The organism is Nocardia sp. NPDC050713, assembly GCF_040654315.1.
Classification (GTDB): Bacteria; Actinomycetota; Actinomycetes; order Mycobacteriales; family Mycobacteriaceae; genus Nocardia.
Genome location: NZ_JBFAHS010000001.1, coordinates 722055 through 747698, shown reverse-complemented (window position 1 = coordinate 747698; position 25644 = coordinate 722055). Strand labels below are relative to the sequence as shown.

The window sequence follows — 25644 nt, the reverse complement described above, 5'->3', positions numbered from 1 at the left end:
CGGGGCGTCGGTGTCCACGTCCAAGGCCACGGCTCGAGACCACGGACTCCGGTAACAGCATTCAACGCTTGCGGGCTCGCGCCTGTCTGGTGAGTTCAGTGATTCGGTCGGGGCGGTGACGATTGTTGAGTTCGGCCAGCAACTCGTCGGGGCACAACTCGTACAGGTCGCCCCACCAGCGGCAAGCCTTGTTGTCCCACACGCGGTATCCGCCCGACACGCCGCGTGCCACGTAGCGTCGTCGTGCCACGCTTGGATTCTATCTGCGCATCGAACAGCTCAAATGGTTGCCGCCGTAAGTGGGGTTCCCGAAGCTTGTTGGTGGATGCACCGGTTCGGGGTCGGGTGACGAGGTTGGGGTTGGCGATGCGGGTCGATCGACGGTAGTCATTGGTGGCGTTTCAAGATCGAACAGCGACCATATGACTACCGTGGAAACCATTTCTCTATCGACGGTAGAGAAATGGTGGTTGGAGGGTTGGCAGGCCGCTCGACCCGGGCGGATCGAGCGGCCTTTGCGTCAGTGAAGACAGGGGATCAGGACTTGGTGGCCGTCGACTGACCGGCGAGCGCCGACATCGCCTCGATCCGCTCCACAGCGTCCGTGACCACCCGCTCGATGAGCTCCTTGCAGGTCGGCAGGTCCTCGATGATCCCCGTGACCTGCCCCGCGGCCAGCACGCCCGCCTGGGTGTTGCCCTCGACGAGCCCGGCGCGCAACAGCATCGGGGTGTTGGCGGCCATGACGACCTGGGACCAGCTGAGGTCCTTGGTCTTTCGCATGGTGAGCCCGTCGCGAACCATTGTCGACCACTTCATGCCGGTCATGCTCTTGAACCGCGCCGCGTTCGACACCGCCGCGGCGAATCCGCGCCAGCGGCCCGAATTCTCCAGCTTCTGAACGAGTTCGGTGTTCAGCACCCGGTGCGGCATGCCGTCGACCTTCAGCGAGACCACGGTGTCCTGCAACTGCCTGCGCAGGTACTCCTGCTTCACCGCGTCGGGCACCGAGCTTTCTCGGGTGAGCAGGAAGCGGGTGCCCATCGCGACGCCCGCAGCGCCGTAGGCGAGGGCGGCGGCCAGGCCGCGTCCGTCGAAGAAGCCGCCCGCCGCGACGACCGGGATGTCGACCGCGTCCAGCACCGAAGGGAGCAGCAGGGTGGTCGCCACCGGACCGGTGTGCCCGCCGCCTTCGCCGCCCTGCACGATGACGGCGTCGGCGCCCCAGGAGGCCACCTTCACCGCGTGCTTGGCCGCGCCGATCGACGGAATCACCACCACGCCGGCGTCTTTCAACTTGGCGATGAGGTCCTGCTTGGGCGCGAGCGCGAACGACGCGACCTTCACCTTCTCGCGGATCAGCAGGTCGATGCGCTCGTTGGCGTCGCTGGCGTCGGCGCGGATGTTCACGCCGAACGGCTTGTCGGTCTGCGCCTTGGTTTTCGCGATCGCCGCTTCCAGCTCCGCGAAGGTCATGGTCGCCGAGGCGAGAATGCCGAGACCGCCCGCGTTGGCGGTGGCCGAGACCAGGCTCGGGCCCGCCACCCAGCCCATGCCGGTCTGCACGACGGGATGCTCGATGCCGACCAGTTCGGTCAGCGGGGTGTGCAGGCGCGTGGTCATGCCGTGTCCTTTCTCGCATGTCCGAGGGGCAAGCTGCCTCCTCCGGGCCCTGACCCGGTCATGCGGCTACCTCCTTGTCGCGAATGCCCTTGGGATCCAGCACGGTTCGAATGATCCGCAGCTCCTCCTCGGTCGGCAGGCGGGTCTCGCGCGCCTCGGCGAGCCCGGCGATCTCGAACGCGGTGTTCTCCGCGACCTCGTCCGCGTCGACGCCCGGGTGCAGCGAGAGTGCCCGCATCGTGTGGCCTGGCCCGCCGAAATCGAAGACGCCCAGATTGCTCACGACACGATGCAGGTGGTGGAAGCGGAAAGCCGGGTTGGTGCGATCGATCTTGTCGTAGCCGATGCCCGAGACGATGTCGACCTGCTCGCAGAACACCCGCTTGTTGTGCTTGGGCACCCAGTAGCTGGTGGCGTGGTTGATGGTGTTGCCCGGCGCGCCGCGGACACCGAACATCTGCCTGGTCGGCTGCTGCAATGGGCCGAAGGCGGACAGGTTCTGGTTGCCGTACTTGTCGATCTGGTTGGCGCCCATGACCACGTGCCGCCGTCCGGAGGCGACGACGTCGAACACCTTGGAGAACGGAATCCAGCCCTCGATAGGCGCTTTCGCGCCGAGCGCGGGAGTCTCGGCCAGGTACAGCGCCTCGCCGTCGGAGAGCAGCAGGTCCGGTTCGAAGGTCAGCCGGGCCAGGCGCGCGCCGATCGTGGTGACCGGCGACATGGGGCTCGCCATGATCTCGCCCGCGCCGCGGAAGATCTCCGCGCAGGCGACGACGCAGACTTCGGCGCGGGTGCTGGTGGTGGTCTCGGTCATCGAATCAGCCCTCCTGCGTGGCGAAAGCGCGGACGGCCGCCTGGTATTCGTCCTCGGAGACATCCAAATAAGTGGCCTTGAACTCGGCCCACGACTCGGGCGTCTTGGCGGCCGCCACGTAGTGGCGCTGGAATTTCTCGTCCCGGCCGTAGCTGCCGGAGAAGGTGAAGTGCGCGCCGTCGGGGGCCTCGACGACGCCGTCGACCATCATGCGGTTGAGGATGATCGCCTGCTGCGGAACGGCTTTCACCAGTTCCTCGGTCTCGACCAGTCGATCCACCGACAGGTAGCGGCGCTCCGCGGACAGGCAGTACAGATCGTCGAAGTAGGGGTCGACGCCGGTGTAGGCGGCGTTGCCGTGTCGGTCGCCGAGATCCAGATGCACAAGCGCCGCATCGAGATTCAGCGCGGGCATGGCGACGAGCGTTTCGGTGCGGCCGTCGGCGGCGGGGTAGGGGGAGGCGACGGTCTTCAGCTCGCCCTCCCAGAAGTCCATGACCGCGGAACCGAGCCCAGCGCGGATCGGCAGGAACGGCAGCCGCGCGGCAGCGGCCTGCAGACCGCACTTGACCATGCCCTCGTCCATCTCGCGGACCGTGATCGCGCCCTCGGTGCGCGCCTTGGCGAACCACGGATCGTAGAACGGCGCCGAATCCAGCGACACGAAGCCGTAGTACGCCTTGCGCACCTTGCCCGCCGAGCAGAGCAGGCCCAGATCCGGTCCGCCGTAGCTGACCACCGTCAGATCGGTGATATCCGAGCGCAGGATGGCGCGCACCAGCGCCATCGGCTTGCGCCGGGAACCCCAGCCGCCGATGCCGATGGTCATTCCGCTGCGCAGCTCGCCGACTACGTCGTCGAGCGACATTCGCTTGTCCCGCATGTGTTCTCCTGTTTCCGGTGGGCGGGCTACTTGTCGGCCTTGCGCGCCGCGAGGTCGTCGTCGAACCTGGCGCGGATCTCGTCGGCGACGCCCGCGAGGTTCAGTTCGAAGGTGAAACCCTGCTCGTAGCGGTAGCTGCGGTGCACGTCCTGCACGTCGATGCCGTTGAGCGCGCGCTTGGCGGCCCGGATCACCCGGCCGTCCTTGGCCGCGATGTTCTTGGCGACTTCCATTGCGGCGGCGTCGAGTTCGGCGCGCGGCACCACCTGGTACACCGAGCCGTAGTGCTGCAACTGCTGGGCGGTGATGGTGCTCGCGGTGTAGAACAGCGCGCGCATCAGGTGCTGGGGAACCAGCCGCGAGAGATGGGTGGCCGCGCCGAGCGCGCCGCGATCCACCTCGGGCAGGCCGAAGGTGGCGTCGTCGGAGGCGACGACGACATCGGCGTTGCCGACCAGGCCGATCCCGCCGCCGAGGCAGAAGCCCTGCACCACCGCGATGACCGGCACCGGGCAGTCGTAGACCGCGGCGAACGCCTCGAAGCACCCGTGGTTGGCGTCGATCAGCGCCTGGTGGCCCGGCTTGCTCTGGATCTCCTTGATGTCGACGCCCGCGTTGAAGCCGCGGTTCTCCGCCCGCAGCACCGCGACCTTGGTCTCCGGATCGCGCCCCGCCGCGCGCACGGCGTCGGCGATGGCGAACCAGCCGTCGGTCGGGATGGCGTTGACCGGCGGATAGTCGACCGTGACCACGGTGATGCCGGTTGATTCGGAGTGACGGTTGATCCCCATCGCATGTCCTTCGTTTCTGAGCTCGTGGTGCGTGCCGAAGTATGTCGGCATTGGCAAAGCAAGCAGTTGCTTGGTAGGTTAGCACGGTGGGACTCGAAATCGATCTGGCCGATCGCGTCGTTCTGGTCACCGGCGGCGTGCGCGGCGTCGGCGCGGGCATCAGCAAGACCTTTCTTGCCGCGGGCGCGACCGTGATCGCCTGCGCGCGGCGTCCGGCCGACGCCCCGGTCGCGTACGACGGCCGGGAGATCGAATACCTGCCCTGCGACGTCCGCGACGGCGACGCGGTCCAAGGCATGATCGACACCGTGCTCGCGCGCCACGGTCGGCTGGACACGTTGGTGAACAACGCGGGCGGGGCCCCCTTCGCACTCGCCGCCGAGGCGAGCAAGAACTTCCACGCCAAGATCGTGGAGCTCAACCTGCTTGCGCCGCTGCTGGTTTCGCAGGCCGCGAACGCGGTGATGCAGAAGCAGGCCGACGGCGGATCGATCGTGATGATCTCCAGCGTCAGCGGCCATCGACCCTCGCCGGGCACCGCGGCCTACGGCGCGGCCAAGGCGGGCATCGACAACCTGACGCAGTCGCTGGCCGTCGAGTGGGCGCCGAAGGTCCGGGTGAACTCGCTGGTGGTCGGCTTGGTCGAGACCGAGCTGAGCGAGATGCACTACGGCGATCGCGACGGTGTCGACGCCGTGGCCGCGACGGTTCCGCTCGGCCGCATGGCCCGCCCCGAGGACATCGGCCGCGCGGCCGCCTTCCTCGCCTCGCCGCTGGCCGACTACGTCACCGGCGCCTCGCTGCCGGTGCACGGCGGCGGCGAGCGCCCCGCCTTCCTCGCCGCGTCCACCGCGGCGCACGACCAGCAGCGGGCCTGATCCCGAACAACGAAAGAGGACAACAGGTAATGAGCGAACGGAGTGAGCGAATCATGGGCACAGCGCCCTCAGGCATGCCGGAGCCGAGCGCTAACGAGGTGCAAGCATGAGTGAGCAGATCTGCGCCGGGCGCACCGTCATCGTCACCGGTGCGGGCCGCGGCATCGGCCGGGCGCACGCGCTGGCTTTCGCGGCCGCGGGCGCGCGCGTGGTGGTCAACGACCTCGGCTCCGCACTCGACGGCGCGGCGACCGCCGAGACCCCGGCCCAGCAGGTGGTCGGCGAGATCGAGGCGATGGGCGGGCAGGCCGTCGCCAACGGTGACGATGTCGCGGACTGGGATGGCGCGCGCAACCTGATCCGCCAGGCCGTCGATACTTTCGGCGGCCTGGACGTGCTCGTCAACAACGCCGGTTTCGTGCGCGACCGGATGCTGGTCAACCTGAGCGAGGACGAGTGGGACGCGGTGGTGCGCGTCCACCTCAAGGGCCATTTCGCCACCATGCGCCACGCCATCGAGTACTGGCGCGGCGAGAGCAAGGCGGGCCGCCCGGTCGACGCCCGCATCATCAACACCAGCTCCGGCGCGGGCCTCCAGGGCAGCGTCGGCCAGGGCAACTACGGCGCCGCGAAGGCGGGTATCGCCGGTCTGACCCTCACCGCGGCCGCCGAGTTCGCCCGCTACGGCGTGACCGTCAACGCGATCGCGCCCGCCGCGCGCACCAGGATGACCGAGACCGTGTTCGCCGAGACGATGGCCGCGCCGGAGAACGGGTTCGACGCCATGGCGCCGGAGAACATCTCGCCGCTGGTGGTCTGGCTCGGCAGCCCGCAGTCCGCCGGGGTCACCGGCCGCATGTTCGAGGTGGAGGGCGGCAAGGTCGCGCTCGCCGAAGGCTGGCGGCACGGTGTCGCGGTGGATCGCGGTGCGCGGTGGGAACCGGCCGAACTCGGGCCGGTCGTCGCCGATCTCATCGCGAAAGGCGCTGCGCCGGAGCCGGTCTACGGTGCCTGAGGTGTAGATCCGCCGTCGCTCCAGCGGGCGCGGGCTGCGTGCGGACTCCGTCGGTCCCGCCCGCCGGGCATATCTGGCTTTCGCTTCGGCCGTGCCGGGCTGAGGGCGGACCGCGTCCGTCCCGGGCCTGCCGGGCGCCCCCGCTGTCGCTTCAGCCCTGCGCGAGCGATCGACGCAGTTGTCCGGCCGTGCCGTCGGGCGTCCCCGCCGTCGCCCCGGCCGTACGCCACTGCCGACGGCCGTGTCCGTTGGCATCGGCTGGCGTCCTTTCGTCTTCACTTCGGCCGTGTTCGGCTGAGGAGACTCCATCCGTCGCGTCTGCTGGGCGCACCTCCGCTCTGGCTCCGGTCGACCACGAGCTGAGGGCGGACGCCGCCCAGAGGCGTCATATGGGCTTACTTTCACCGTCGCGGCCCGCGTGGCGGTTGTCGGTGAATACCGTCCGGCTGCGTGCGCTGGCCTACTTCGCCGTCGCTCCAGCCACGCGCGGGTGGTCGAGAAGCTCTCTCCGGCGGCGTTGGTCGTCCCTTCGTCGTTGCTCCGGCCCTGCGCGGACTATCGACGGGATTGTTCCGGCGATGTCGGTTGGGCGTCCCCCTGGCGGTCCGGCCGCCTTGCCGTGGTCGACGGATTCCCTCCTTCTGTTTGCTGGACGGCCCTCGACGTCGTCCAGTGAAGTTGTGGCTAACCCGAGTGATTCGCGCCGCGAGTCGCTCGGGGTGTCGCTGTGCGCGCCGATCCTTTTCCTGCGAGGTTCGGAACGGGGGTTTACTATGGGCACCCGTCCGTCAAAAAGTCCCGGATGAGGTGTTGCGACCGGGCACAGATCTGCGCTGTACGAAGAGGGGAAGGCTGGCGCATGGCCGTTGGTCGCACTGCCCGTGCGTTGGCTCTAGCCGGAGCTGTGGCCGGTTTCGCGCTACTCGGCTCCGTCTCCGCGATCGCGCAACCGGGTGGCATACCGCTCGAGGAACCGGCACAACCGAGCATCCCCGCGGGCCCTGGATTGCCCCTCCTCCCTATGGTTCCCGAACCCGCCGCCGGGGAAATCGGTTCGTCCGGCGCGGGTTCGATCGGTGCCGCAGGTTCCACCGGATTGGGTTCGGCTGGTGCCGCTGGCTCCGCCGGGTTGGGTTCGGCTGGTGCTGCGGGCTCGGCTGGGCTGGGTTCGGCTGGGCTGGGTTCGGCTGGTGCTGCGGGCTCGGCTGGTGCTATGGGTTCCGCTGGACTGGGTTCGGCTGGCGCTGCGGGTTCGGCCGGACTGGGTTCGGCTGGTGCTGTGGGTTCCGCTGGGCTGGGTTCGGCCGGTGCCGCCGGTTCCGCTGGTTTGGGTGCTGTCCTTGGAACGGGTTCGGCCGGGTTGGGCGCGCTGCTCGGTACAGGGTCGGCTGGGTTGGGCGCGCTGCTCGGCACCGGCTCCGCCGGGTTGGGCGCACTTGTCGGTACTGGGTCGGCTGGACTGGGCGTCGTGCTCGGAACCGGTTCGGCCGCTATCGGTTCCGCGGCTGTGGGTTCGGCGGGCGTCGGTTCGGCGGGAGTCGGCTCCGCCGCCGTCGGTTCGGCGGGTGTCGGTTCGGCGGGTGTCGGTTCGGCGGGAGTTGGCTCCGCCGCCGTTGGTTCGGCCGCGGTCGGTTCCGCCTCGCCCTTGTTGCTTTTGCTGATCCCGCTCCCCACCCCGCCCGCACCCACGATTCCTCCAGCGCCCCTGGTCATTCCGCCAGTGCCCGCCATCCCGACTCCGCAACTCGCGCCCGTTCCCGTCGCCGCGCCGCACGCTCCCGCGGCCGTCCCCGAACAGGCGCCCCCGCTGCCCGCGCCGCAAGCGCCCGCCAAGCCGGACCACGACGTGCGCCCGACGAGCGCCGACGACGGACTGCCCGAACCGAACATGCTCTCGGTCGTCGGCGGCCTCATCGCGCTCGCGCTGGCCGGAACCGGTTCCGGCGCGGTGAGTTTCCAGAGCGCCGCCGCCGCGCAGGCCAGGGTGGACGCCGCCCGCGCACAGTTCTTCGGCCCGAGGTCGTGAGGGAGCGGCGATGAGTGAGAGCAGGACCCAGAGCAGCTCCCGTTCCTACCGCAGGGTGGCGGCGGCGGTCGACGCGGTGTGCGCCGTCGCGGCCGACTTCGACGCGACCACGCTGGACGAAGTCGTCGCCGCCGTCGCCGACGAGCGCCAGCGGGCGATCGAAATCGCCAGTGCCCAACTGGGTCCCGGCGTCTGCGGCCAGCGCAGGTTCTATCCCGATCGCGACGTCATCGTGCTGGCGACCGCGCTGCCCAGCCGCGAGCACACGCTGGCCCACGAACTCGGTCACATCGTCTTCGATCACGAGGGTGCGCCCGCGCCCGCGGTAACGCTGGAGGCGAGCGACGACCTGATCGCCTACATGCTGAGTCAGCGGGCCCACCAGCAGATCGTCGACGACGGCGCCGACGAACTCGCCGAGTGGGAGGCCGAGACCTTCGCCGCCATGCTGATGACCCGGTTGCGCGTCTTCAACAGTCGAGGCGCAGGCGTCTCGGTCCTACGATTCGATGAGGCACTCGGATGACGCTCTGGTTGACGGCCATGCTGGTGTGGGTCGCCGCGGGCGCGCGCGTGGGACGCGTGCTGGTGAAGCCCGCGACGACGGCACGCGTGGCGATCGTCGTCGCGGTGGCCGCGGTCGCGCTGGGCGCGACGGTCGCGGTACCCGAGATCGCCCTCGCCATAGACAATCTGCGCCCGCACGGCTTGCGCTCAGGACTGGTCTCCGACGGTGTCGTGGTGTCGGCCTGGCTCGCGTTCGTCACCGCCACCTCGGTGGTGGCGGCCGCGGCGTGGCCGGTGGTCTCCCGGCGTAACCTGCGCCAGATCGCCATGGTGATCTACGCGGCGGGCGCCACCGCGGTGGCCGTCGCGCTGGCCCTGTCGTACACGTTCGGCTGGGTGCTCGTGGTGCTCGGCGCGATCTTCATCGTCGTGACCGGTCTGCGGAATCTGGATTGGACGACGCTCGGCCGCGGCATCGCCATCTACACCGCGGGCACCGCGCTGGTCGGCGTGCTCGCGGCCCTTCATGTTCAGCGCGCCTCGGCCGACGAACCGCGTGCGCCCGCGGGTGAACCGACGTGGGGCTGGCCCGCGTGGGAAATCGCCGCTCTGCTCATCGCTTTCGGCGCGGTGTGGATCGTGGTGGAACTGTGGGTGCGAGCGCGGATGCTGCTGCACCGGATTCGGCCGCTGCACCGTTTGATGGTCGGCCGGTTCCCCGAGGTGATCGCACACGACCAGACCGGAACCTCCACGCAGCTGCGGGCTTCGGACCAGGTCGCCCAGATCATGGACGCGCTCTACCTGCAATCGGGCGGCGGTGTCGAGCTGGCCGCCGCGGGCGCACCGCCCGCGGCCGTGCACGAGCGTGCCGATCGGGTGGCGCATTGGGCGCGAAATCCCTTGGGCGACACAGTGATAGACGCGCGCTGGATCGCTCCGCCGGCGGGCGTCAGCCCGCGTGGCTGGGTGCAGGCGATCGCCCGCGCCTACGAATCCACAGCGGGCGCGCACGCGGAGCGCCCCGCCCCCCGATGACCTTGCCCAACCGCTCACAGCGCTGACGCCCGGACGGTGATGGCATCGTCACCGTGACGACAGCGATGCGTACTCTGAGTTGGACCGGTGTCCATGGAGCGAAAGGGAATGCCCCTGGAAATAGGGGCGACCGAAAAGAGACAGAACTGTCTCGGCTCCGATGACGTTGCGTGGCACGCGTTTGCGCAATGACGATCCCGCCCGCCGCAGTATCGATCGCAGATGCACTTTCAAACGTTCTTGCGCAGCGTGGATTGCGAACAGTTGCGAACGCAATCGGCAGAACTACGGAATGCGACTACGCCGCCGAATTGACTTCGGCGGAAACGTCTGCGCCGCGAACGGTCTCGGCGCGGTCACAGGCTGGCTCGCGCACAACGCAGCACAGTGCGACCGAGGGCCGCACTGTGCTGCGCTGTGGGAGAACCCTATTCGGTTCCATCCGGAGGAATTTCGGGCAAGCCCTCACTCGCCCGCAACTTCTCCGCCATGGAGGTGAGGAGGTTCTGCGATTCTTCGGAAAGATCGAACGCCCTACTCGACAGCCGACGCAGTCCGTAGCCCTGCAGCTGGGACAGCAGCTCTAGATCGTGATCGATCTTGGCGGCATAGATGTCGTTGAAGAAGTAGTCCGGCTTGACCTTGAAGAACTTGGCCAGTGCAGCCACCGTTTCGTCCGACGGGTTGGTCCGCTGGCCCGACCGCAACTGCGAGAGATACGGTTTCGAGATCGGATGCCCGGAGGCCGTCAGCGCAGCCGCAACCTCCGCGTTGGTGTGCGGCTTGCGCCCCGGGGGATGCACGGTTTCGAACAGCTTGTTCAGCCGCGCCGCGAAATCAGCCATTGTGAGCCGCCCAATTCCCTTCGCTGTACTAACAGTCGTTATCTCGGATACGTATCATTGATATTAGCGGCTCAGTAACTGAAAACCTACGCCTGATTCAGGATTTCCTTGAAGCTTCTAGGCGCGCCGTCGGCGAAGTCACTGAGACGGTTGCGTTTGCGGGTCGCGCCAACGTCTCTAGTCCAAGGGCGGTACGACCCGGTTCTGGCCCGTCGCGGGGTTCTTCCCGGACCAGGCAATGATAGCGAAAAGATAGCTGACATCTCATCTAGTCGGCTGTACTGGCCATTGTGTGGCGTACGACACGTTTTGCGGCTTCTGGGATGAACGTTCAACAAATGGGTATGAAATTGGTTGAAGTTGCTACAACCTCTCGATGATCGTACCTGTCGCCAGTGCGCCACCGGCACACATGAGCACCATCGCGGTGCTGCCGCCGGTGCGTTCCAGTTCGTGCAAAGCCGTTGTGATGAGCCGGGATCCGGTCGACCCGACGGGGTGGCCGATCGCAATAGCCCCGCCGTTGACATTCACCCGGTCCATGTCCGGCTGATGTACAGAAGCCCAAGAAAGTGCGACCGAAGCGAATGCCTCGTTGATCTCGAAAAGGTCGATGTCGCCGATATTCATCCCGGAGCGCTCGAGCAGGCGGGTGCAAGCCTGCACCGGACCGTCCAGGTGGAACTCCGGTTCGGCGCCGACGAGCACCTGCGTCACGATCCGCGCCCGCGGACGCAAACCCGCTCGCTGCGCGGCCTTTTCGTCCATCAGCAGCACTGCGGCCGCGCCGTCGGAGATCTGCGACGAGCTGCCCGCCGTGTGAACTCCGCCCTCCAGCACCGGCTTCAGTTTGGCGAGGCCCTCCACTGTCGTCTCGCGCAGCCCCTGATCCCGCGTGACGTCCAGTTTCTCGCCGGTGAGGTTGCCTTCTTTGTCCACCGCGGGCGCGGTGATCGGCAGCACCTCGCGGTCGAAGCGACCCTCGGCCCACGCCTGAGCGGCCAGCCGCTGCGAGCGCGCGCCGAACGCGTCGACGTCGTCGCGAGAGATGCCGCGCCGCTTGGCAATACGCTCCGCGGCTTCGAACTGGTTGGGCAAGTCGATGCTCCATGACGCGGGCCTGCGCGGCCCCGCGTGCTCGCCGACGTTGGCGCCCAATGGAACTCGGCTCATCGCCTCGACGCCACATGCCATGCCGATGTCGATAGCGCCCGCGGCGATCAGGCCGGCCACCAGGTGATTGGCCTGCTGGGCCGAACCGCACTGCGCGTCGATCGTGGTCGCGCCCGCCTGCCAGGGCAGCCCGGCGTGCAGCCACGCGACCCGGGTGACGTTGTTGGACTGCTCGCCCGCCTGGGTGACGCAGCCGCCGATCACCTGTTCCACCTGGGCCGGGTCCAGGTGGGCGCGCTCGAGCAGTCCGCGCTGGGTCAGGCCGAGGAGTTCGGCGGCGTGCAGACCGGAAAGCCAGCCGCCGCGCTTGCCGATCGGGGTGCGAGCGGCCTCGACGATGACGGGTGTGCCCATCTTTGAACCTTCCACTAGGGGACAAAACTGAAACGTGTGCCAGCCGGATGGGCCGCGCTTATTTACTAGTCCTTCCGGCTGTGCTGCAATTGATTGTAGAACGTGTTTCAGTTTGTCGAAGGAGACATCTGGTGGTTGAGACTCGGAACGCCCGCCCGAATCTGCCGGAAGGGTTCGACGTCACGGACCCGGACATCTACGCCGAGCGAATTCCGGTCGAAGAGTTCGCCGAGCTGCGCAAGACCGCGCCGATCTGGTGGAACCCGCAGTCACCCGAAACCGGTGGCTTCCACGACGACGGCTTCTGGGTGGTGAGCAAGCACGCCGACGTCAAGGAGATCTCGCGGCGCAGCGATGTGTTCTCCAGCTTCGAGAACACCGCGATCCCACGCTTCAACGACGACATCACCCGCGAGCAGATCGAGCTGCAGCGCATCGTGCTGCTCAACATGGACGCGCCCGAGCACACCAAGCTCCGCAAGATCATCTCGCGCGGCTTCACCCCGCGCGCCATCAACGGCCTGCGCGCCGAGCTCTCGGCCCGGGCCGAGGACATCGTGAAGAGGGCGGCCGCGTCGGGGGCGGGCGACTTCGTCACCCAGGTCGCGTGCGAGCTGCCGCTGCAGGCGATCGCCGAGCTGATCGGCGTGCCGCAGGAAGACCGGATGAAGGTGTTCGCCTGGTCGAACCAGATGACGGGCTACGACGACCCGGACAACGACGCCGACCCGGTGGCCGCCTCCGCCGAGGTGCTCGGCTACGCCTATCAGATGGCCGTCGCGCGCAAGGCCTGCCCCGCCGACGACATCGTCACCACGCTGATCGAGGCCGATGTCGACGGCGACAAGCTCAGCGAGGAGGAGTTCGGCTTCTTCGTCATCCTGCTGGCCGTCGCGGGCAACGAGACCACCCGCAACGCGATCACCCAGGGCATGATGGCCTTCCTGGACAACCCCGATCAGTGGGAGCTTTTCAAGAAGGAGCGCCCGGCGACCGCCGCCGACGAGATCATCCGGTGGGCCAGCCCGATCACCTCCTTCCAGCGCACCGCGTTGGAGGACACCGAACTCAGCGGCGTGCAGATCAAGAAGGGCCAGCGGCTGGTGATGCTCTACCGGTCGGCCAACTTCGACGAGGACGTCTTCGAGAACCCGATGAAGTTCGACATCACCCGCAAGGACAACCAGCACCTGTCCTTCGGCGGCACCGGCGCGCACTTCTGCATCGGCGCGAACCTGGCCCGCCTGGAGATCGACCTGATCTTCAACGCCATCGCCGACCACCTGCCCGACATCACCAAGCTCGGCGACCCGAAGCGGCTGCGTTCCGGCTGGCTGAACGGAATCAAGGAATTCCAGGTCGACTACAAGACGGGCGGCTGTCCCGTCGCGCACTGACGGACGAGAAAGGCCCTCGAACCGGAGTACCCAGCCGGTTCGAGGGCCTTTCGTGTGCTGCCGGGAAGGGCAGCAGGTATCAGTCGACGCGCCGGGTGGTCGACATGGCCCGGTCGACTTCCCAGAACGCGCGCAGAGCGACGATCTTGCCCGCGTCGTCGACCTTGTAGGTGAACACGCCCTCGGCGTCGATCTCATGACCGCCGATGCGGGTGCGGATGGTGCCCGTGAAGGCCACTTCCTTGCCGCAGGCGAAGGAATCGTCGAACAGGAACTCGATCGATTCGGTCTGCGCGATCGCCTTGTCCCAGAACGCCGCGATCGCGTCGCGCCCGCGGTGCCCCTTGCCCTCCGGATCGAAACCCGAAGGGCCGATGGGGTCTTCGACGATCCCGTCGGCCGCGAAGAGATCGAGCCAGGCGTCCTTGTCCCGCGCCCGCACCGCCGTCTGCGAGGCGAGTCCGGCGGCGCGCGCGGGGTGCTCGGTGGCGGTCATTCCGGCTTCTCCGAACCGACAACCCACATCGAGAAGTATTGCGACCCACCGCCGTACGCGTGACCCATGGCCTTGCGCGCGCCATCGACCTGGTAGTCGCCCGCCCGTTCCATCACCTGCTTGGCGGCCTCGGCGAACCGGATGAGGCCGGACGCGCCGATCGGGTTGGAGGAGAGCACGCCGCCCGAGGGGTTCACCGGGATGCGTCCGCCGATCTCGGTCTCGCCCTTCTCGGTGAGCTTCCAGCCGTCGCCCTGCGCCGCGAAACCGAGGTTCTCCAGCCACATCGGTTCGAACCAGGAGAACGGAACGTAGATCTCGGCCGCGTCGATCTCCTCGAGCGGATCGGTGATGCCCGCCGCCTTCCAGAGCGCGGCGGCCGCGTCCCGGCCCGCCTGCGGGTTGACCTGGTCGCGCCCGGCGTAGGTGGTCGGCTCGGTGCGCATCGCCGTGCCGTGCACCCAGGCGACCTTCTTGCCTTCGGCCTCGACCGCCGCGGCCGCCTCCGCGTCGCCGATGACGATCGCGCAGGCGCCGTCCGAGGACGGGCAGGTCTCGTCGAAGCGGATCGGATCCCACAGCATCTGCGAGGCGAGCACCGATTCCAGCGTGATGTCGGGCTGCCGGAGGTGGGCCAGCGGGTTCTTGGCGCCGTTGCGCCGGTCCTTCACCGCGACCATCGCGCCGATGTGGGTCGGGGCGTTCGACCTGCGGATGTAGGAACGCACGTGCGGCGCGAAGTAGCCGCCCGCGCCCGCGCCGACCGGCATGGTGAACGGCACCGGAATCGACAACGCCCACATGGCATTCGACTCCGACTGCTTCTCCCAGGCCACCGCGAGCACCCGCTTGTGCACACCCGCCTGCACCAGGTTGGCGGCCACCACGCCGGTGGAACCGCCGACCGAACCGGCGGTGTGCACGCGCAGCAGCGGCTTTCCTGAAGCGCCCAGCGCATCGGCCATGTGCAGTTCGGGCATCATGACGCCCTCGAACAGGTCCGGCGCCTTGCCGACCACGACCGCGTCGATATCGGCGATGGTGAGCCCGGCGTCGGCGAGCGCGCGATCGATTGCCTCGCGGCACATGCCCGCCATCGACACGTCGGTTCGTTTCGTCACGTGATGGGTCTGTCCGGTGCCGAGCACCGCGGCCGGAACGGTCATGCCTGCGCCTCCAAAACGGTCACAAGATTCTGCTGCAGCGCGGGGCCGCTGGTGGCGTGGGCGAGTGCGCGGTTGGCGTTGCCCGCCATGATGGCTTCGGCCGCGAAACCGATGCGCTCCAGTCCCGCCGCGAACATCGGGTTGGCGGCCAGCGCGCCGCCCGACGGATTCACCGTGGTCTCCGGCTTCAATCCGATTGCCTCGGTGAGGATCAGCTGCTGGTGGCTGAACTGCGCGTGCAATTCGGCGATATCGAAGCCGCTCAGGTCGCCGCCGGTAACCGCCTGCGCCGCAGCCGAAGTCGAGGGGGAGACGGTGAGATCGCGGGCGCCGAGCACGGGGGTGTCGATGCGGTGGGCCATGCCGGTGATCCAGGCGGGCCGTTCGCACAATTCGCGGGCGCGATCGCCGACCGCGAGCACGATGGCGGCCGCGCCGTCGGTGATCGGCGCGCAGTCGTGCGCGCGCAGTGGATCGGCCACATACGGTGTGGCGAGCAGGCTTTCGACGTCACCCGAGTCGCCCGCCGCGACCGCGGCCATGTCGCGCTCGGTCCAGCGGCCCGCGTCGAGACCGGCCCGGGCCTGGAGACCCGCGATGGACAGCGCGTCCGGCCACAGGGGAGTGACCAGGTACGGATCGAGCTGCATGGTGAGCACCTGGCGCAGCGTGCCCGCCGAGGACTTGCCGAAGCCGTAGACCAGCGCGGTGCGGGCCTGCCCGGACTTCAGCTTCACGAACGCCTCGTACAGCGCCCACGCGGCATCCATCTCGACGTGCGACTCGTTGATCGGCGGGACGGCGCCGATGGCGTCGACGGCCGAGATGAACGAGAAGGCGCGTCCGGCAAGGTAATCGGAGGAGCCCGAGCACCAGAAGTCGATGTCGGACTTGGTGATGCCCAGGTCGGCGTAGAGCTGCTGGAAGCAGGGCACCAGCATCTCGACACCGTTGGTGGTGCCGAAGGTCTCCGGCACGTGCGGCGCGTGGGCGAAGCCCACGACCGCGATGTCGGTGGCGTTGTCAGTCAACGTAAGCGCCTCTCACAGGTGGTGCTTGTAGGTCTCGTAATCGGCGTCCGGCTCGCCGCTCGGCTCGAAGTGGTCGACGTTCTCCAGACCGTGACCCCACTCCTCGCGCGGCTTCCACACCGCCTTCACGCGCATGCCCATCCGTACTTCGCTTGCCTCGCAACCGAGTACGAGGTGCAGAACCGGGATGTCGGCGCCGTCCAGCAGCACGTAGGCCGCGACGTACGGCGGTTTGATGCGCTGCCCGAGGAACGGCACGTTCACGATGCAGAACGTGGTGATCGTGCCGTGATCGGACAGCTCGATGAAGTCGTCGGTCGGCCTGCCGTCGGTCGGGTTGGCCCCGCGCGGCGGGAAGTACACCTTGCCATCGGCGTCGGTGCGCGCGCCGATCAGCTTGCCTTCGGCGAGTCCGCGCAGGTAGACGGTCTCCTGCGGGGAAGCGGTGTGCTTGTAGGAAAGGTCGACCGGCGTGACGATCATCGTCACCGGCTCGCCGCTCTCGGTGACGGGCTCGGCGGTGGACTGCTCGCCCGGCTCGAAGCAGACGATGTCCTTGATGGTGCCCTCGGTCTGTTCGGCCCACCGCGCGCGCACCCGCATGCCGGTCCGCATCTGGTCCGGTCCGGCGACGTCGACGGCGTGCAGCATGCTGCTGTCCGCGCCGTCCAGCTGGATCAGCGCCCAGGCGAAGGGCCGGTCGAAGGGCTGGCCGGGGAGCGGCTCGCGCACCCAGGTCCAGGAGGCGACGACGCCGGTGTCGGCGACGTCGACGAACTCCGTCAGCGGCAGGCTGGTGACCGGGTCGTATTCGGGCGGCGGCACCAGAACCCGGCCGTCCGTCCCGCGCACGCCGACCACCTTGCGGCTCCGCAGACCGGTCAGGAATCGGCCGATGGTCGGTCCCACCGACCGTGTGTAGTCGAATCGCGCCCGCAGCGGGGCGCTCAGCACATCGGGTGCCGTGCTGGTGTCCAATTCCGACCCTCTCTCAGCTGTTCATCACCCGCCGCTGTTCCGGCGGCCGTCGTCGCGCCGCGCGCCAGGGCGGGTTCGTCCCGCCAGCTCGCGGCGGTGCTCATCCCGTCGGGCCCCCACCCGTGAATACGCTGGACGCGGTATTCCCCTTGGTCACGCTATCGAGTAGAACAGGTTCTTATTCTGGTGGCAAGGGACGTTGCTCGGAAAGGGACGATCATGAAGTTCGGATTGCAGCTCGGCTATTGGATGGCGCAGCCGCCGCAGAATGCGGGGGAGTTGGTCGTCGCGGCCGAGAAAGCCGGATTCGACGCCGTGTTCGCCGCGGAATCGTGGGGCTCGGACGCCTTCGGTCCGCTCACCTGGTGGGGGTCGTCCACCGAGCGGGTGCGGCTTGGCACCTCGGTGGTGCAGATGTCGGCACGCACGCCCGCGGCGACCGCGATGCACGCGCTGACCCTCGACCATCTCAGCGGCGGCCGGGCGATCCTCGGGCTCGGGGTTTCCGGTCCGCAGGTGGTGGAGGGGTGGTACGGGCAGCCGTTCGCCAAGCCCTTGCAGCGCACCCGCGAGTACGTCGGCATCATCCGCCGCATCCTCGCCAGGGAGGCGCCGGTGACCAGCGACGGCCCGCACTACCCGCTGCCCTACACCGGGCCGGGTTCGGTCGGGCTCGGTAAGCCGCTCAAGCCGATCGTGCACCCGCTACGTGCGGATTTGCCGATCTGGCTCGGCGCGGAGGGGCCGAAGAACGTGGCGCTCACCGCCGAGATCGCCGACGGCTGGCTGGCGATCTACTACGCGCCGCGCCTGGCGAACATGTACAACGACTGGCTCGACGAGGGGTTTGCCAGGGCGGGCGCTCGCCGGTCGCGCGAGGACTTCGAGATCGCGGCCAGCTGCCAGGTGGTGATCACCGACGACCCCGCCGCGGAGCTGGAGAAGATGCGCTGGATCATGGCGCTCTACATCGGCGGCATGGGCGCGCCGGAGCTGAACTTCCACGCCCAGGTCTACCGCCGGATGGGCTACGACCGCGAGGTCGACGAGATCGGCAAGCTGTTCCAGGCGGGCAAGAAGGCCGAGGCGGCGGCCGTCGTCCCGGACGAGCTGATTCTGGACACCGCCATCATCGGCGACGAGGAGCATGTGCGGAAGCAATTGAAGGTCTGGGAGGCCGCGGGCGTCACCATGATGCTGGTGTCGGTTCCGGATCTGGCGCAATTGGACCGACTCGCACCCCTTGTCGATCAGTAGAACGCGTTCTAGATTCAATGAGGTGACTGCCTCACCCACCCCCTCGGCTCCGCCTCCGCACCGTCCCCCTGTGCAAGAGTCAGTGCGAATTCTCGGTCTGTGGAACATCGCGAACGCCGAACCCGACCGGATCGCCATGGTCGATCCCTCGGGCCGGGAGGTGACCTATCGCGAACTGGCCACACTCGCCAACCGTTACGCCAACGGGCTGCGCGCCCTCGGCCTGCGGACCGGCGACGTGCTGGTCGGCATGGTGCACAACTGCGTCGAGGCGGTCGCCGCCTACTTCGCGGCCTACCAGTCGGGCCTGTACATCGTGGCGGTGAACTGGCACCTCACCGGTCCCGAGGTGGCCTACATCCTGCAGGACAGCGAGGCCAAGGCGTTCATCGCGAGCGACCGGTTCGCCGCCGCGGCCAAGGCGGCGGCCGACGAGGCCGGTTTGCCTGCGTCGGCGCGCTTTTCGGTCGGCGAGATCGAGGGCTTCAAGTCGGTGGCCTGGCTCGGCGCGGCCGACACCGGTCGTCCGTCCGAGCGCGCCACCGGCGCGCCGATGCTCTACACCTCGGGAACCACGGGGCGGCCCAAGGGAGTTCGGCGTCCGCTCACCGGCGCCGACCCCGACGTCGTCCCGCCGCACACCGCCGCCTTCTTCGGCCTGTTCGAGCTCGCGCCCTACGACGATCACGTGCACATCTGCGGTTCGCCGCTGTACCACACCGCGGTGCTGAACTTCGCGACCATCTCGATCCAGTTGGGGCACACGCTCGTTCTCATGGACAAGTGGGAACCCGAGGAGATGCTGCGCCTGATCGACAAGTACCGGGTCACCCACAGCCACATGGTGCCCACTCAGTTCCACCGGCTGCTCGCGCTGCCCGCGCAGGTGCGCGCGAAGTACGACGTCACCTCGCTGCGCAGCATGGTGCACGGCGCGGCGCCGTGCCCGCAAGAGACCAAGCGCCAGATGCTGGAGTGGTGGGGGCCGACGGTCACCGAGTACTACGCGGCGACCGAAGGCGGCGGCACGGTGATCAACGGCGCCGACTGGCTGCGCAAGCCCGGCTCGGTCGGCAAGGCGTGGCCGTGGTCGGTGATCAAGGTGCTCAGCGAGGAGGACGGCAGCGAGGTCGCCGCCGGCGAAACGGGCTTGGTGTACATGAAGATGGGCGCCTCCAGCTTCGAATACCACCACGACAAGGCCAAGACGGAGGACGCGCGAGTCGGCGACCTGTTCACCGTCGGCGACATCGGCTACCTCGACGAGGACGGCTACCTCTACCTCTGCGACCGGCGCTCGGATCTGATCCTCTCCGGCGGGGTGAACATCTACCCGGCCGAGATCGAGAGCGTCCTCGTCACGCATCCGAAGGTCGCGGATGTGGCGGTTTTCGGTATCCCGCATCCCGATTGGGGGCAGGAGGTGAAGGCGGTGGTCCAGCCCGCGGACGGGGTGGAGGTCGGCGACGGGCTTACCGAGGAACTACTCGCTTTCGCCGCAACGCAGTTGGCGAAGTACAAGATGCCGCGGTCGATCGACTACCTCGCGGAGCTCCCCCGGGACCCCAACGGGAAGTTGTACAAGCGCAAACTCCGAGAGCGCTACGTGCCCGCGTCGTGAATTGCGGAGCCGCCGCTGATTCGCCTAGGCGGCCTCAGTCCTTCCGCTGAAGCCTTCCCCATGCGCCTGCATCCGGGTTGTTCGAAGTCTGGCTGGTCCCACACACCTTGTACACGCCTCGCATAGGCGGTGCCTATGTGAGGCGTTCGGCGGGTGTGTGGGAGCGTCGGGGCCCTGGGTCGCGGTTCTCGGGTGCGGGGCCTGCGGTTGGGAGACAGTTCCCAATGTTGCGGGGGTCGATAGTCAGTCCCGCAACTCCATCGGCAGCCCGAACAGCGGGAACAACCGCTCCGTATCCAAGAAGAAGTTCAGCCCCGCGATGGTCTCCCCATCCAACTCCAACACCGTGATCGACCACGGCACGAAGACCCCCGGCTCCTCGCTCGGCTTGTAATGCCCGAACGCGGGATGACCGTTCGCCCCTTCCAACCGCACCATTCGCGAGCCCGCGCAAGCGCTACCGGTGCCGAGCATGAACTCGGCCACGTTCTCCGGCCCGGAGATCCAGAGATCGAAGGGCGGCATGGACAGTGCCACATCGGCTTTCAGCAGTGTGGTCAGCGCGTCCATGTCGTAGGCCTCGAAAGCGGCGACGAAGTCGTCGACGAGTTTGCGCTGGTCGTCGTCGGATTCGTCGTAGCCGTCGGTGCTGGTGGGCTGCACCTTGGACATGGTGGCGCGGGCGCGCTGGAGGGCGCTGTTCACCGAGGCGGGCGACATGGTCAGCGCCTCGGCGGTCTCGCTCGCCGAGAAGCGCAGCACCTCGCGCATGATCAGGATGGCGCGCTGGGTCGCGGGCAGATGCTGACAGGCCGCGACGAAAGCGAGGCGCAGGGTGTCCTTGGTCGCCGCGTGTTCGGCCGGATCCGCCCCGAAGGCAAGGGCGTTGGGGATCGGCTCGATCCAGACGTAGTCGGGCTGCGGCGGGGGCAGCGGCGAATCCGGCGTGCCGGGGCCGGAGAGGTCCATAGGCCTGGCGCGGCGCTGCGGGCCGTCGAGCATGTCGAGGCAGACGTTGGTGGCGATGCGGTACAGCCAGGATCGCAGGCTGGCCCGGCCCTCGAAGGAGGCGTAGGACTTCCACGCCCGCGTGAAGGTCTCCTGCACCGCGTCCTCGGCCTCGAAGGACGAGCCGAGCATGCGGTACGCGTAGGCGCACAGCTCCCGCCGGTGACCCTCGAACGACGCGAGAACGTCGGGGGAGAGGGTGGTGGACGGGCTGGACGAGTCGGTCATGGGTGCCACCATGCCACAGCCCACCGACACAAAACAGGCCCGAAAACCCGCTGGTACCCGGACCAAGATCGGCCGAAAACGGCGTGACCGCGATCACAGGCGCTCGTAGCGATTAGTTCCTGCCGCGGGCTCCGTCTCTACCTGTGAACACGCCGACGCGCCCCGAGAGGACGAGAACATGAGCAGCAAGATGATCTTCATCAACCTTCCGGTCACCGATCTGGACCGGTCGAAGGCCTTCTACGAGGCACTGGGCTGGAAGGTCAACCAGGACTTCACCGACGAGAACGCCTCCTGCATCGTCGTCGACGACAACATCTGCCTGATGCTGCTGACCAGGGAATACTTCACCACCTTCAGCAAGCGCCCGATCGCCGACACCGTCTCGGCCACGGCCGCCGCCTACGCGCTCTCGCTGTCCAGCGCGCAGGAGGTCGACCAGCTGACCGACGCCGCCGTCGCCGCGGGCGCCACCGAGGAAGTGAACGAGGAGAAGCGCGCGCAGGAGGCTCAGGTCGGCATGCACGGCCGTACCTTCATCGACCCCGACGGCCACCAGTGGGAGCCGTTCTGGATGGACTACCCCGGCGCCAACTGACGCCCGGACGCGACGCGGCCCCCGAGCGCGAACGCGCCGGGGGCCGAGTCGTATTCGGCGCTCAGTTGCCGGTGAAAGTGGGCTTGCGCTTCTCCGCGAACGCCTTCGGCCCCTCCTTGGCGTCCGCCGACTTGAAGACCGCTGTCCCGAGTTCGGCGTCGATCTTGAAGGCCTCTTCCTCGTGCATGCCCTCGGTGTCGCGGATGGTGCGCAGAATGGCCTGCACCGCGAGCGGGCCGTTGGCCGCGATCAGGTCGGCCAGTTCGAGCGCCTTGTCCAGCGCGGTGCCGTCCGGGACGACGTGCCCGATCAGGCCGATCTCCTTGGCCTCCGCCGCGGTGACGTGCCTGCCGGTGAGCAGGATGTCGGCCGCGACGGTGTAGGGAATCTGGCGCACCAGGCGCACCGCGGAGCCACCGAGCGGGAACAGGCCCCAGCGCGCCTCGGACACACCGAACTTCGCGCTCTCACCGGCCACGCGGATGTCGGTGCCCTGCAGGATCTCGGTGCCGCCCGCGATGGCCGGGCCCTCGACCGCCGCGATCAGCGGCTTGGTGAGCCTGCGGCCCTTGAGCAGCGCCTCGATCTTGGACAGATCCCAGCCGCCGCCCTTGAACGAATCGCCGGGGTGCTGTGCGGTCATCGCCTTGAGGTCCGCGCCCGCGCAGAAAGCGCCGCCCGCGCCGGTCAGGATCGCCACCCGGATCTCCGGATCGCTGTCCACCTGGTCCCAGGCGTCGCGCATGATCGCCATCATTTCGGCCGACAGCGCGTTGCGGGCCTCGGGCCGGTTCATGGTGACGATGAGAACGTGATCGCGCTTCTCGACGAGGCAGTGCGGCATTGCTGATTCTCCTGACTTTCGAGCCTTGTCAAGAACAGTAACACGTTCTATTTTTAGCGTGTGAGCCACAACATAGCCGACCTCGTCGAACATGCCATCGACCTCATGCCCGATCGCGTCGCGCTGGCCGACGACGGCCGTGAGGTGACCTACGCCCAGCTGGAGGAGCGCGCCAACAAACTGGCCCACTACCTGCTGGAACACGGTGTTCAGCCGGGCGACAAGGTGGGCATCTACTCGCGCAACACCATCGAGGCCGTCGAGGCCATGGTCGCGGTGTTCAAGGCCCGCGCCGTGATGATCAACGTGAACTACCGATACGTCGAGAACGAGTTGCAATACATCTTCGACAATTCGGACATGGTCGCGCTGATTCACGAGCGCCGCTACAGCGACAAAGTGGCCGCGGTTCGGGCCGCGTCCTCGCAGCTGCGCACCGTCATCGTCGTGGACGACGATACGACCGGCACGATCCCCACCGCAGCGGATTCGGTGGAATACGAGGCGGCCCTCGCGCAGTCCTCCGGCGCGCGCGACTTCGGCGAACGTTCCCCCGACGACCTGTACATGCTCTACACGGGCGGCACCACCGGCATGCCCAAGGGCGTGATGTGGCGGCAGGAGGACGTGTGGCGCGTGCTCGGTGGCGGCATCAACTTCCTCACCGGTGAATACGTCGCCGACGAATGGGATCTCGCCAAGCTCGGCGCGGCCAACCCGCCGATGACCCGGTTCCCGATTCCGCCGATGATCCACGGCGGCTCGCAGTGGGCCACCTTCCAGAGCCTGTTCGGCGGCGGCAAGACCGTGATGATCCCGGAGTTCACCGGGCACGGCGTGTGGCAGCACATCGACCGCCACGGCATCAACCTCATCTTCATCACCGGCGACGCCATGGCGCGGCCGATGCTGGACGCGCTGATCGAGGGCAACCCGGAAACCGGAAAGCCCTACGACCTTTCGACGCTGTTCGCGATCGCCAGCAGCGCGGCGCTCTTCTCGCCCGCCATCAAGGAGAAGCTGCTCGATCTGCTGCCGAACCGGATGATCACCGACTCGATCGGGTCCTCCGAGACCGGGTTCGGCGGGCTCAGCATGGTCACGAAGGGCGAGGCGCACACCGGCGGCCCGCGGGTCAAGATCGACGCTTCCACCGAGGTGCTCGACGAGGCGGGCAATCCGGTGGTGCCGGGATCCGGCCAGATCGGCATCCTCGCGCGCAAGGGGCACATTCCGCTCGGCTACTACAAGGACGAGGCGAAGACCGCCGCGACCTTCAAGGAGTTCAACGGGATTCGCTACTCGATCCCCGGTGATTACGCGCGGGTCGAGGAGGACGGCACCGTCACGATGCTCGGCCGCGGTTCGGTCAGCATCAACAGCGGCGGCGAGAAGATCTTCCCCGAGGAGGTCGAGGGCGCGCTCAAGTCGCACCCCGAGATCTTCGACGCCCTGGTGGTCGGCGTCGACGACGATCGCTGGGGCCAGCGCGTCGTCGCGGTCGTCCAGTGTCGCGGCGACAACCGCCCGACCCTGGAGGATCTGCGCCCCGTGCTGACCAAGGAGATCGCCCCCTACAAACTCCCGCGCAGCCTCTGGTACGTCGAGGAGATCAAGCGTTCCCCCGCGGGCAAGCCGGACTACCGGTGGGCCAAGGCTCAAACCGAGGCGCGTCCGGCGGACGAGCACGCCGAGGCGAGCGCCAAGTAGTCGGTAATACGGGAAGGGCCGCCGCGTTGAAGATCGCGGCGGCCCTTCGTCGTGTCCGGTTGTTCCGCTGCCCGATCCCGGCAGCCCATCGAAGTCGCTGATCGACAGTTGCTTTCGATCAGCGGGTCGTCAGCTCGGCCAAGCGGAAGGCGAGGCGATCGCGGAACGCGGGAATTCGAGTCAGCGCCGAGAGCGCGGTGTTGCGCGCGAGCCGCGCGACGCGCGGGCGCAGGGTGGCCATCTTCGTCATGCGGTCGGTGAACGCCACCACCTCCACGGCGACCGGGCGGCGGGTGGCTTCGTACTCGTCCAGGAGCGCCTGCGGTTCACCCGCCAGTACCCGCGCGAGCAACGGACCGAGGGCGGCCGCGTCCTGGATGCCGGTGTTCATGCCCTGACCGCCCGCCGGGCTGTGCACGTGAGCGGCGTCGCCCACCAGCAGGATCCGGTCCGCGCGGTAACGGTCGGCCACCCGGTGGTGCACACGGAATCGCGACGACCACAGCACTTCCCGCACTCGGATGTCGCCGCCGGGGCCGCGCGCGTCCAGGATCGCCTGAATGTCGTCGGCGGTGGGGTGTTCGGGCGCCTCGTCCAGCGTGGCGACCACCCGGTACCGGTCGGGTTGCGCGGCGTCGGGCAGCGGCGCTACGACAGTCACGCCCTCCGGCGAAAGGTGCAGCGCTACTTCGTCTCTGGCGATCGGCCACGTCATCCGCACGTCGGCAAGGACGAACGACGCCGGGTAGGTGTCGCCGGTGAAGCCGATGCCCGCGTGCTCGCGCACGGTGCTGTGCATGCCGTCGGCGCCGATGACGTAGTCGGCGCGAATGACACCCGCGTCGCCCGCCGCATCGGTGTATTCGACCGTGACACCGTCCTTTTCGTTCACGACACGGGTGACCACGTACGGCCGGTGCACCCGGCCGCCCGCCTTGTGCAGGCGCTCGAGGAGTACCGCCTCGGTGGTGTCCTGCGGGGTCATCAGGGTGTACGGGTACGGGGTCGGGAGGTCGCCGAACTCGATGGTCGCGAGGGTGTGCGCGCCGTCGCGCACGGTGAAACGCGGAACCTGGATTCCGCGCAGGATCAGTTCGTCGGCGATACCGAGTTCGGCGAGGACCTCGAGGGTGCGCGCGTGCACCACGGCCGCGCGAGAAGTGTTGGCGCCCTCGGTGAGCCGGTCCAGGACGACGACGTCGACGCCCGCGTCCGCGAGGGTGATGGCGGCGGTGAGTCCGGCGGGTCCGGCGCCGACGACGAGTACCGAGGTGGTGCTGGGGAGCGGGGTGGCGTTCATACTGGCTCCTATGTCAACAACTGTAGGCCAACGCTTGTTGGCATAACGATAGAGCCGGGC

The 25644-nt window shown here is 68.1% G+C and carries 24 protein-coding genes; 10 read left to right on the top strand and 14 right to left on the bottom strand.

The window, feature by feature from the left end; translation table 11 throughout:
* Positions 1-61: 61 nt before the first annotated feature.
* The 5 genes from AB0H49_RS02905 to AB0H49_RS02885 form a co-directional block, all read right to left on the bottom strand.
* Positions 62-250: a hypothetical protein gene (locus tag AB0H49_RS02905; RefSeq protein ID WP_357246406.1), complete on the bottom strand. Its 189-nt coding sequence runs from the start codon at positions 248-250 to the stop codon at positions 62-64.
* 287 nt (positions 251-537) lie between these two features.
* Positions 538-1623: a nitronate monooxygenase gene (locus AB0H49_RS02900; RefSeq protein ID WP_357246403.1), complete on the bottom strand. Its 1086-nt coding sequence runs from the start codon at positions 1621-1623 to the stop codon at positions 538-540.
* Between the two features lie 58 nt (positions 1624-1681).
* Complete coding sequence (locus AB0H49_RS02895; RefSeq protein ID WP_357246400.1) at positions 1682-2440, bottom strand: CoA-transferase; 759 nt, start codon at positions 2438-2440, stop codon at positions 1682-1684.
* A 4-nt stretch (positions 2441-2444) separates the two neighbouring features.
* Positions 2445-3323 (bottom strand): CoA-transferase, encoded by an 879-nt coding sequence (locus tag AB0H49_RS02890; protein ID WP_355000380.1) that lies wholly within the window; start codon positions 3321-3323, stop codon positions 2445-2447.
* 26 nt (positions 3324-3349) lie between these two features.
* On the bottom strand, positions 3350-4114 hold the full coding sequence (locus AB0H49_RS02885) for an enoyl-CoA hydratase family protein (protein ID WP_357246396.1): 765 nt from the start codon (positions 4112-4114) through the stop codon (positions 3350-3352).
* 86 nt (positions 4115-4200) lie between these two features.
* On the opposite strand from AB0H49_RS02885, the gene AB0H49_RS02880 reads away from it, so the two are divergent.
* The 5 genes from AB0H49_RS02880 to AB0H49_RS02860 all read left to right on the top strand — a co-directional run bounded on the left by AB0H49_RS02880 (position 4201) and on the right by AB0H49_RS02860 (position 9578).
* Positions 4201-4992: an SDR family oxidoreductase gene (locus tag AB0H49_RS02880; RefSeq protein WP_357246393.1), complete on the top strand. Its 792-nt coding sequence runs from the start codon at positions 4201-4203 to the stop codon at positions 4990-4992.
* Between the two features lie 106 nt (positions 4993-5098).
* Positions 5099-6007, top strand: a complete 909-nt coding sequence (locus AB0H49_RS02875) for an SDR family oxidoreductase (RefSeq protein WP_357246390.1) — start codon at positions 5099-5101, stop codon at positions 6005-6007.
* Positions 6008-7475: 1468 nt separating this feature from the next.
* Positions 7476-8033, top strand: a complete 558-nt coding sequence (locus tag AB0H49_RS02870; protein ID WP_357246387.1) for a hypothetical protein — start codon at positions 7476-7478, stop codon at positions 8031-8033.
* Between the two features lie 10 nt (positions 8034-8043).
* Positions 8044-8559, top strand: coding sequence for an ImmA/IrrE family metallo-endopeptidase (locus AB0H49_RS02865; protein WP_357246384.1), 516 nt, complete (start codon positions 8044-8046; stop codon positions 8557-8559).
* Positions 8556-9578, top strand: a complete 1023-nt coding sequence (locus AB0H49_RS02860) for a hypothetical protein (protein ID WP_357246381.1) — start codon at positions 8556-8558, stop codon at positions 9576-9578. Before AB0H49_RS02865 ends, AB0H49_RS02860 begins: the two co-directional genes overlap by 4 nt.
* Before the next feature lie 428 nt (positions 9579-10006).
* Here AB0H49_RS02860 and AB0H49_RS02855 read toward each other — a convergent pair whose 3' ends face one another.
* Together AB0H49_RS02855 and AB0H49_RS02850 are read right to left on the bottom strand one after the other, a co-directional pair.
* Positions 10007-10423: a helix-turn-helix domain-containing protein gene (locus AB0H49_RS02855; protein WP_011207048.1), complete on the bottom strand. Its 417-nt coding sequence runs from the start codon at positions 10421-10423 to the stop codon at positions 10007-10009.
* Positions 10424-10786: 363 nt separating this feature from the next.
* A complete protein-coding gene (locus AB0H49_RS02850) occupies positions 10787-11950 on the bottom strand; it encodes a steroid 3-ketoacyl-CoA thiolase (RefSeq protein WP_355000375.1) in 1164 nt (387 codons plus the stop codon).
* Positions 11951-12081: 131 nt separating this feature from the next.
* Here AB0H49_RS02850 and AB0H49_RS02845 point away from each other — a divergent pair, with 131 nt between their 5' ends.
* Entirely contained in the window at positions 12082-13347 is a 1266-nt protein-coding gene (locus tag AB0H49_RS02845) for a cytochrome P450 (RefSeq protein WP_357246377.1), read from the top strand.
* Between the two features lie 79 nt (positions 13348-13426).
* Here the strand turns inward: AB0H49_RS02845 and AB0H49_RS02840 are convergent, their stop codons facing one another.
* Genes AB0H49_RS02840 through AB0H49_RS02825 form a run of 4 tightly spaced genes read right to left on the bottom strand, consistent with a single transcriptional unit; the run spans position 13427 to position 17018 of the window.
* A complete protein-coding gene (locus AB0H49_RS02840) occupies positions 13427-13843 on the bottom strand; it encodes a nuclear transport factor 2 family protein (protein ID WP_357246374.1) in 417 nt (138 codons plus the stop codon).
* Positions 13840-15009 carry a thiolase domain-containing protein gene (locus tag AB0H49_RS02835; protein ID WP_355000372.1) on the bottom strand — a complete coding sequence of 390 codons (1170 nt, stop codon included), beginning with the start codon at positions 15007-15009 and terminating at the stop codon, positions 13840-13842. Before AB0H49_RS02835 ends, AB0H49_RS02840 begins: the two co-directional genes overlap by 4 nt.
* Positions 15006-16040, bottom strand: coding sequence for a thiolase domain-containing protein (locus tag AB0H49_RS02830; protein WP_357246370.1), 1035 nt, complete (start codon positions 16038-16040; stop codon positions 15006-15008). The genes AB0H49_RS02835 and AB0H49_RS02830 overlap by 4 nt, the downstream gene beginning before the upstream one ends.
* A 12-nt stretch (positions 16041-16052) precedes the next feature.
* Positions 16053-17018, bottom strand: a complete 966-nt coding sequence (locus AB0H49_RS02825; protein ID WP_357246367.1) for an OB-fold domain-containing protein — start codon at positions 17016-17018, stop codon at positions 16053-16055.
* A 219-nt stretch (positions 17019-17237) separates the two neighbouring features.
* On the opposite strand from AB0H49_RS02825, the gene AB0H49_RS02820 reads away from it, so the two are divergent.
* Both AB0H49_RS02820 and AB0H49_RS02815 read left to right on the top strand, forming a co-directional pair.
* Positions 17238-18275, top strand: coding sequence for an LLM class F420-dependent oxidoreductase (locus tag AB0H49_RS02820; protein WP_355000369.1), 1038 nt, complete (start codon positions 17238-17240; stop codon positions 18273-18275).
* A 70-nt stretch (positions 18276-18345) separates the two neighbouring features.
* Entirely contained in the window at positions 18346-19896 is a 1551-nt protein-coding gene (locus AB0H49_RS02815; RefSeq protein WP_357246364.1) for an acyl-CoA synthetase, read from the top strand.
* A gap of 243 nt (positions 19897-20139) precedes the next feature.
* Here AB0H49_RS02815 and AB0H49_RS02810 read toward each other — a convergent pair whose 3' ends face one another.
* Positions 20140-21132: a sigma-70 family RNA polymerase sigma factor gene (locus tag AB0H49_RS02810; RefSeq protein WP_357246361.1), complete on the bottom strand. Its 993-nt coding sequence runs from the start codon at positions 21130-21132 to the stop codon at positions 20140-20142.
* Between the two features lie 178 nt (positions 21133-21310).
* Here AB0H49_RS02810 and AB0H49_RS02805 point away from each other — a divergent pair, with 178 nt between their 5' ends.
* Positions 21311-21730 carry a VOC family protein gene (locus tag AB0H49_RS02805; RefSeq protein WP_067791250.1) on the top strand — a complete coding sequence of 140 codons (420 nt, stop codon included), beginning with the start codon at positions 21311-21313 and terminating at the stop codon, positions 21728-21730.
* A 61-nt stretch (positions 21731-21791) separates the two neighbouring features.
* On the opposite strand, the gene AB0H49_RS02800 is transcribed toward AB0H49_RS02805, so the two are convergent.
* Positions 21792-22574, bottom strand: a complete 783-nt coding sequence (locus AB0H49_RS02800) for a crotonase/enoyl-CoA hydratase family protein (RefSeq protein ID WP_355000365.1) — start codon at positions 22572-22574, stop codon at positions 21792-21794.
* Between the two features lie 60 nt (positions 22575-22634).
* Here AB0H49_RS02800 and AB0H49_RS02795 point away from each other — a divergent pair, with 60 nt between their 5' ends.
* Entirely contained in the window at positions 22635-24284 is a 1650-nt protein-coding gene (locus tag AB0H49_RS02795; RefSeq protein ID WP_357246356.1) for an acyl-CoA synthetase, read from the top strand.
* 118 nt (positions 24285-24402) lie between these two features.
* Here the strand turns inward: AB0H49_RS02795 and AB0H49_RS02790 are convergent, their stop codons facing one another.
* Positions 24403-25584: an FAD-dependent monooxygenase gene (locus tag AB0H49_RS02790; protein WP_357246354.1), complete on the bottom strand. Its 1182-nt coding sequence runs from the start codon at positions 25582-25584 to the stop codon at positions 24403-24405.
* Positions 25585-25644: the final 60 nt, after the last annotated feature.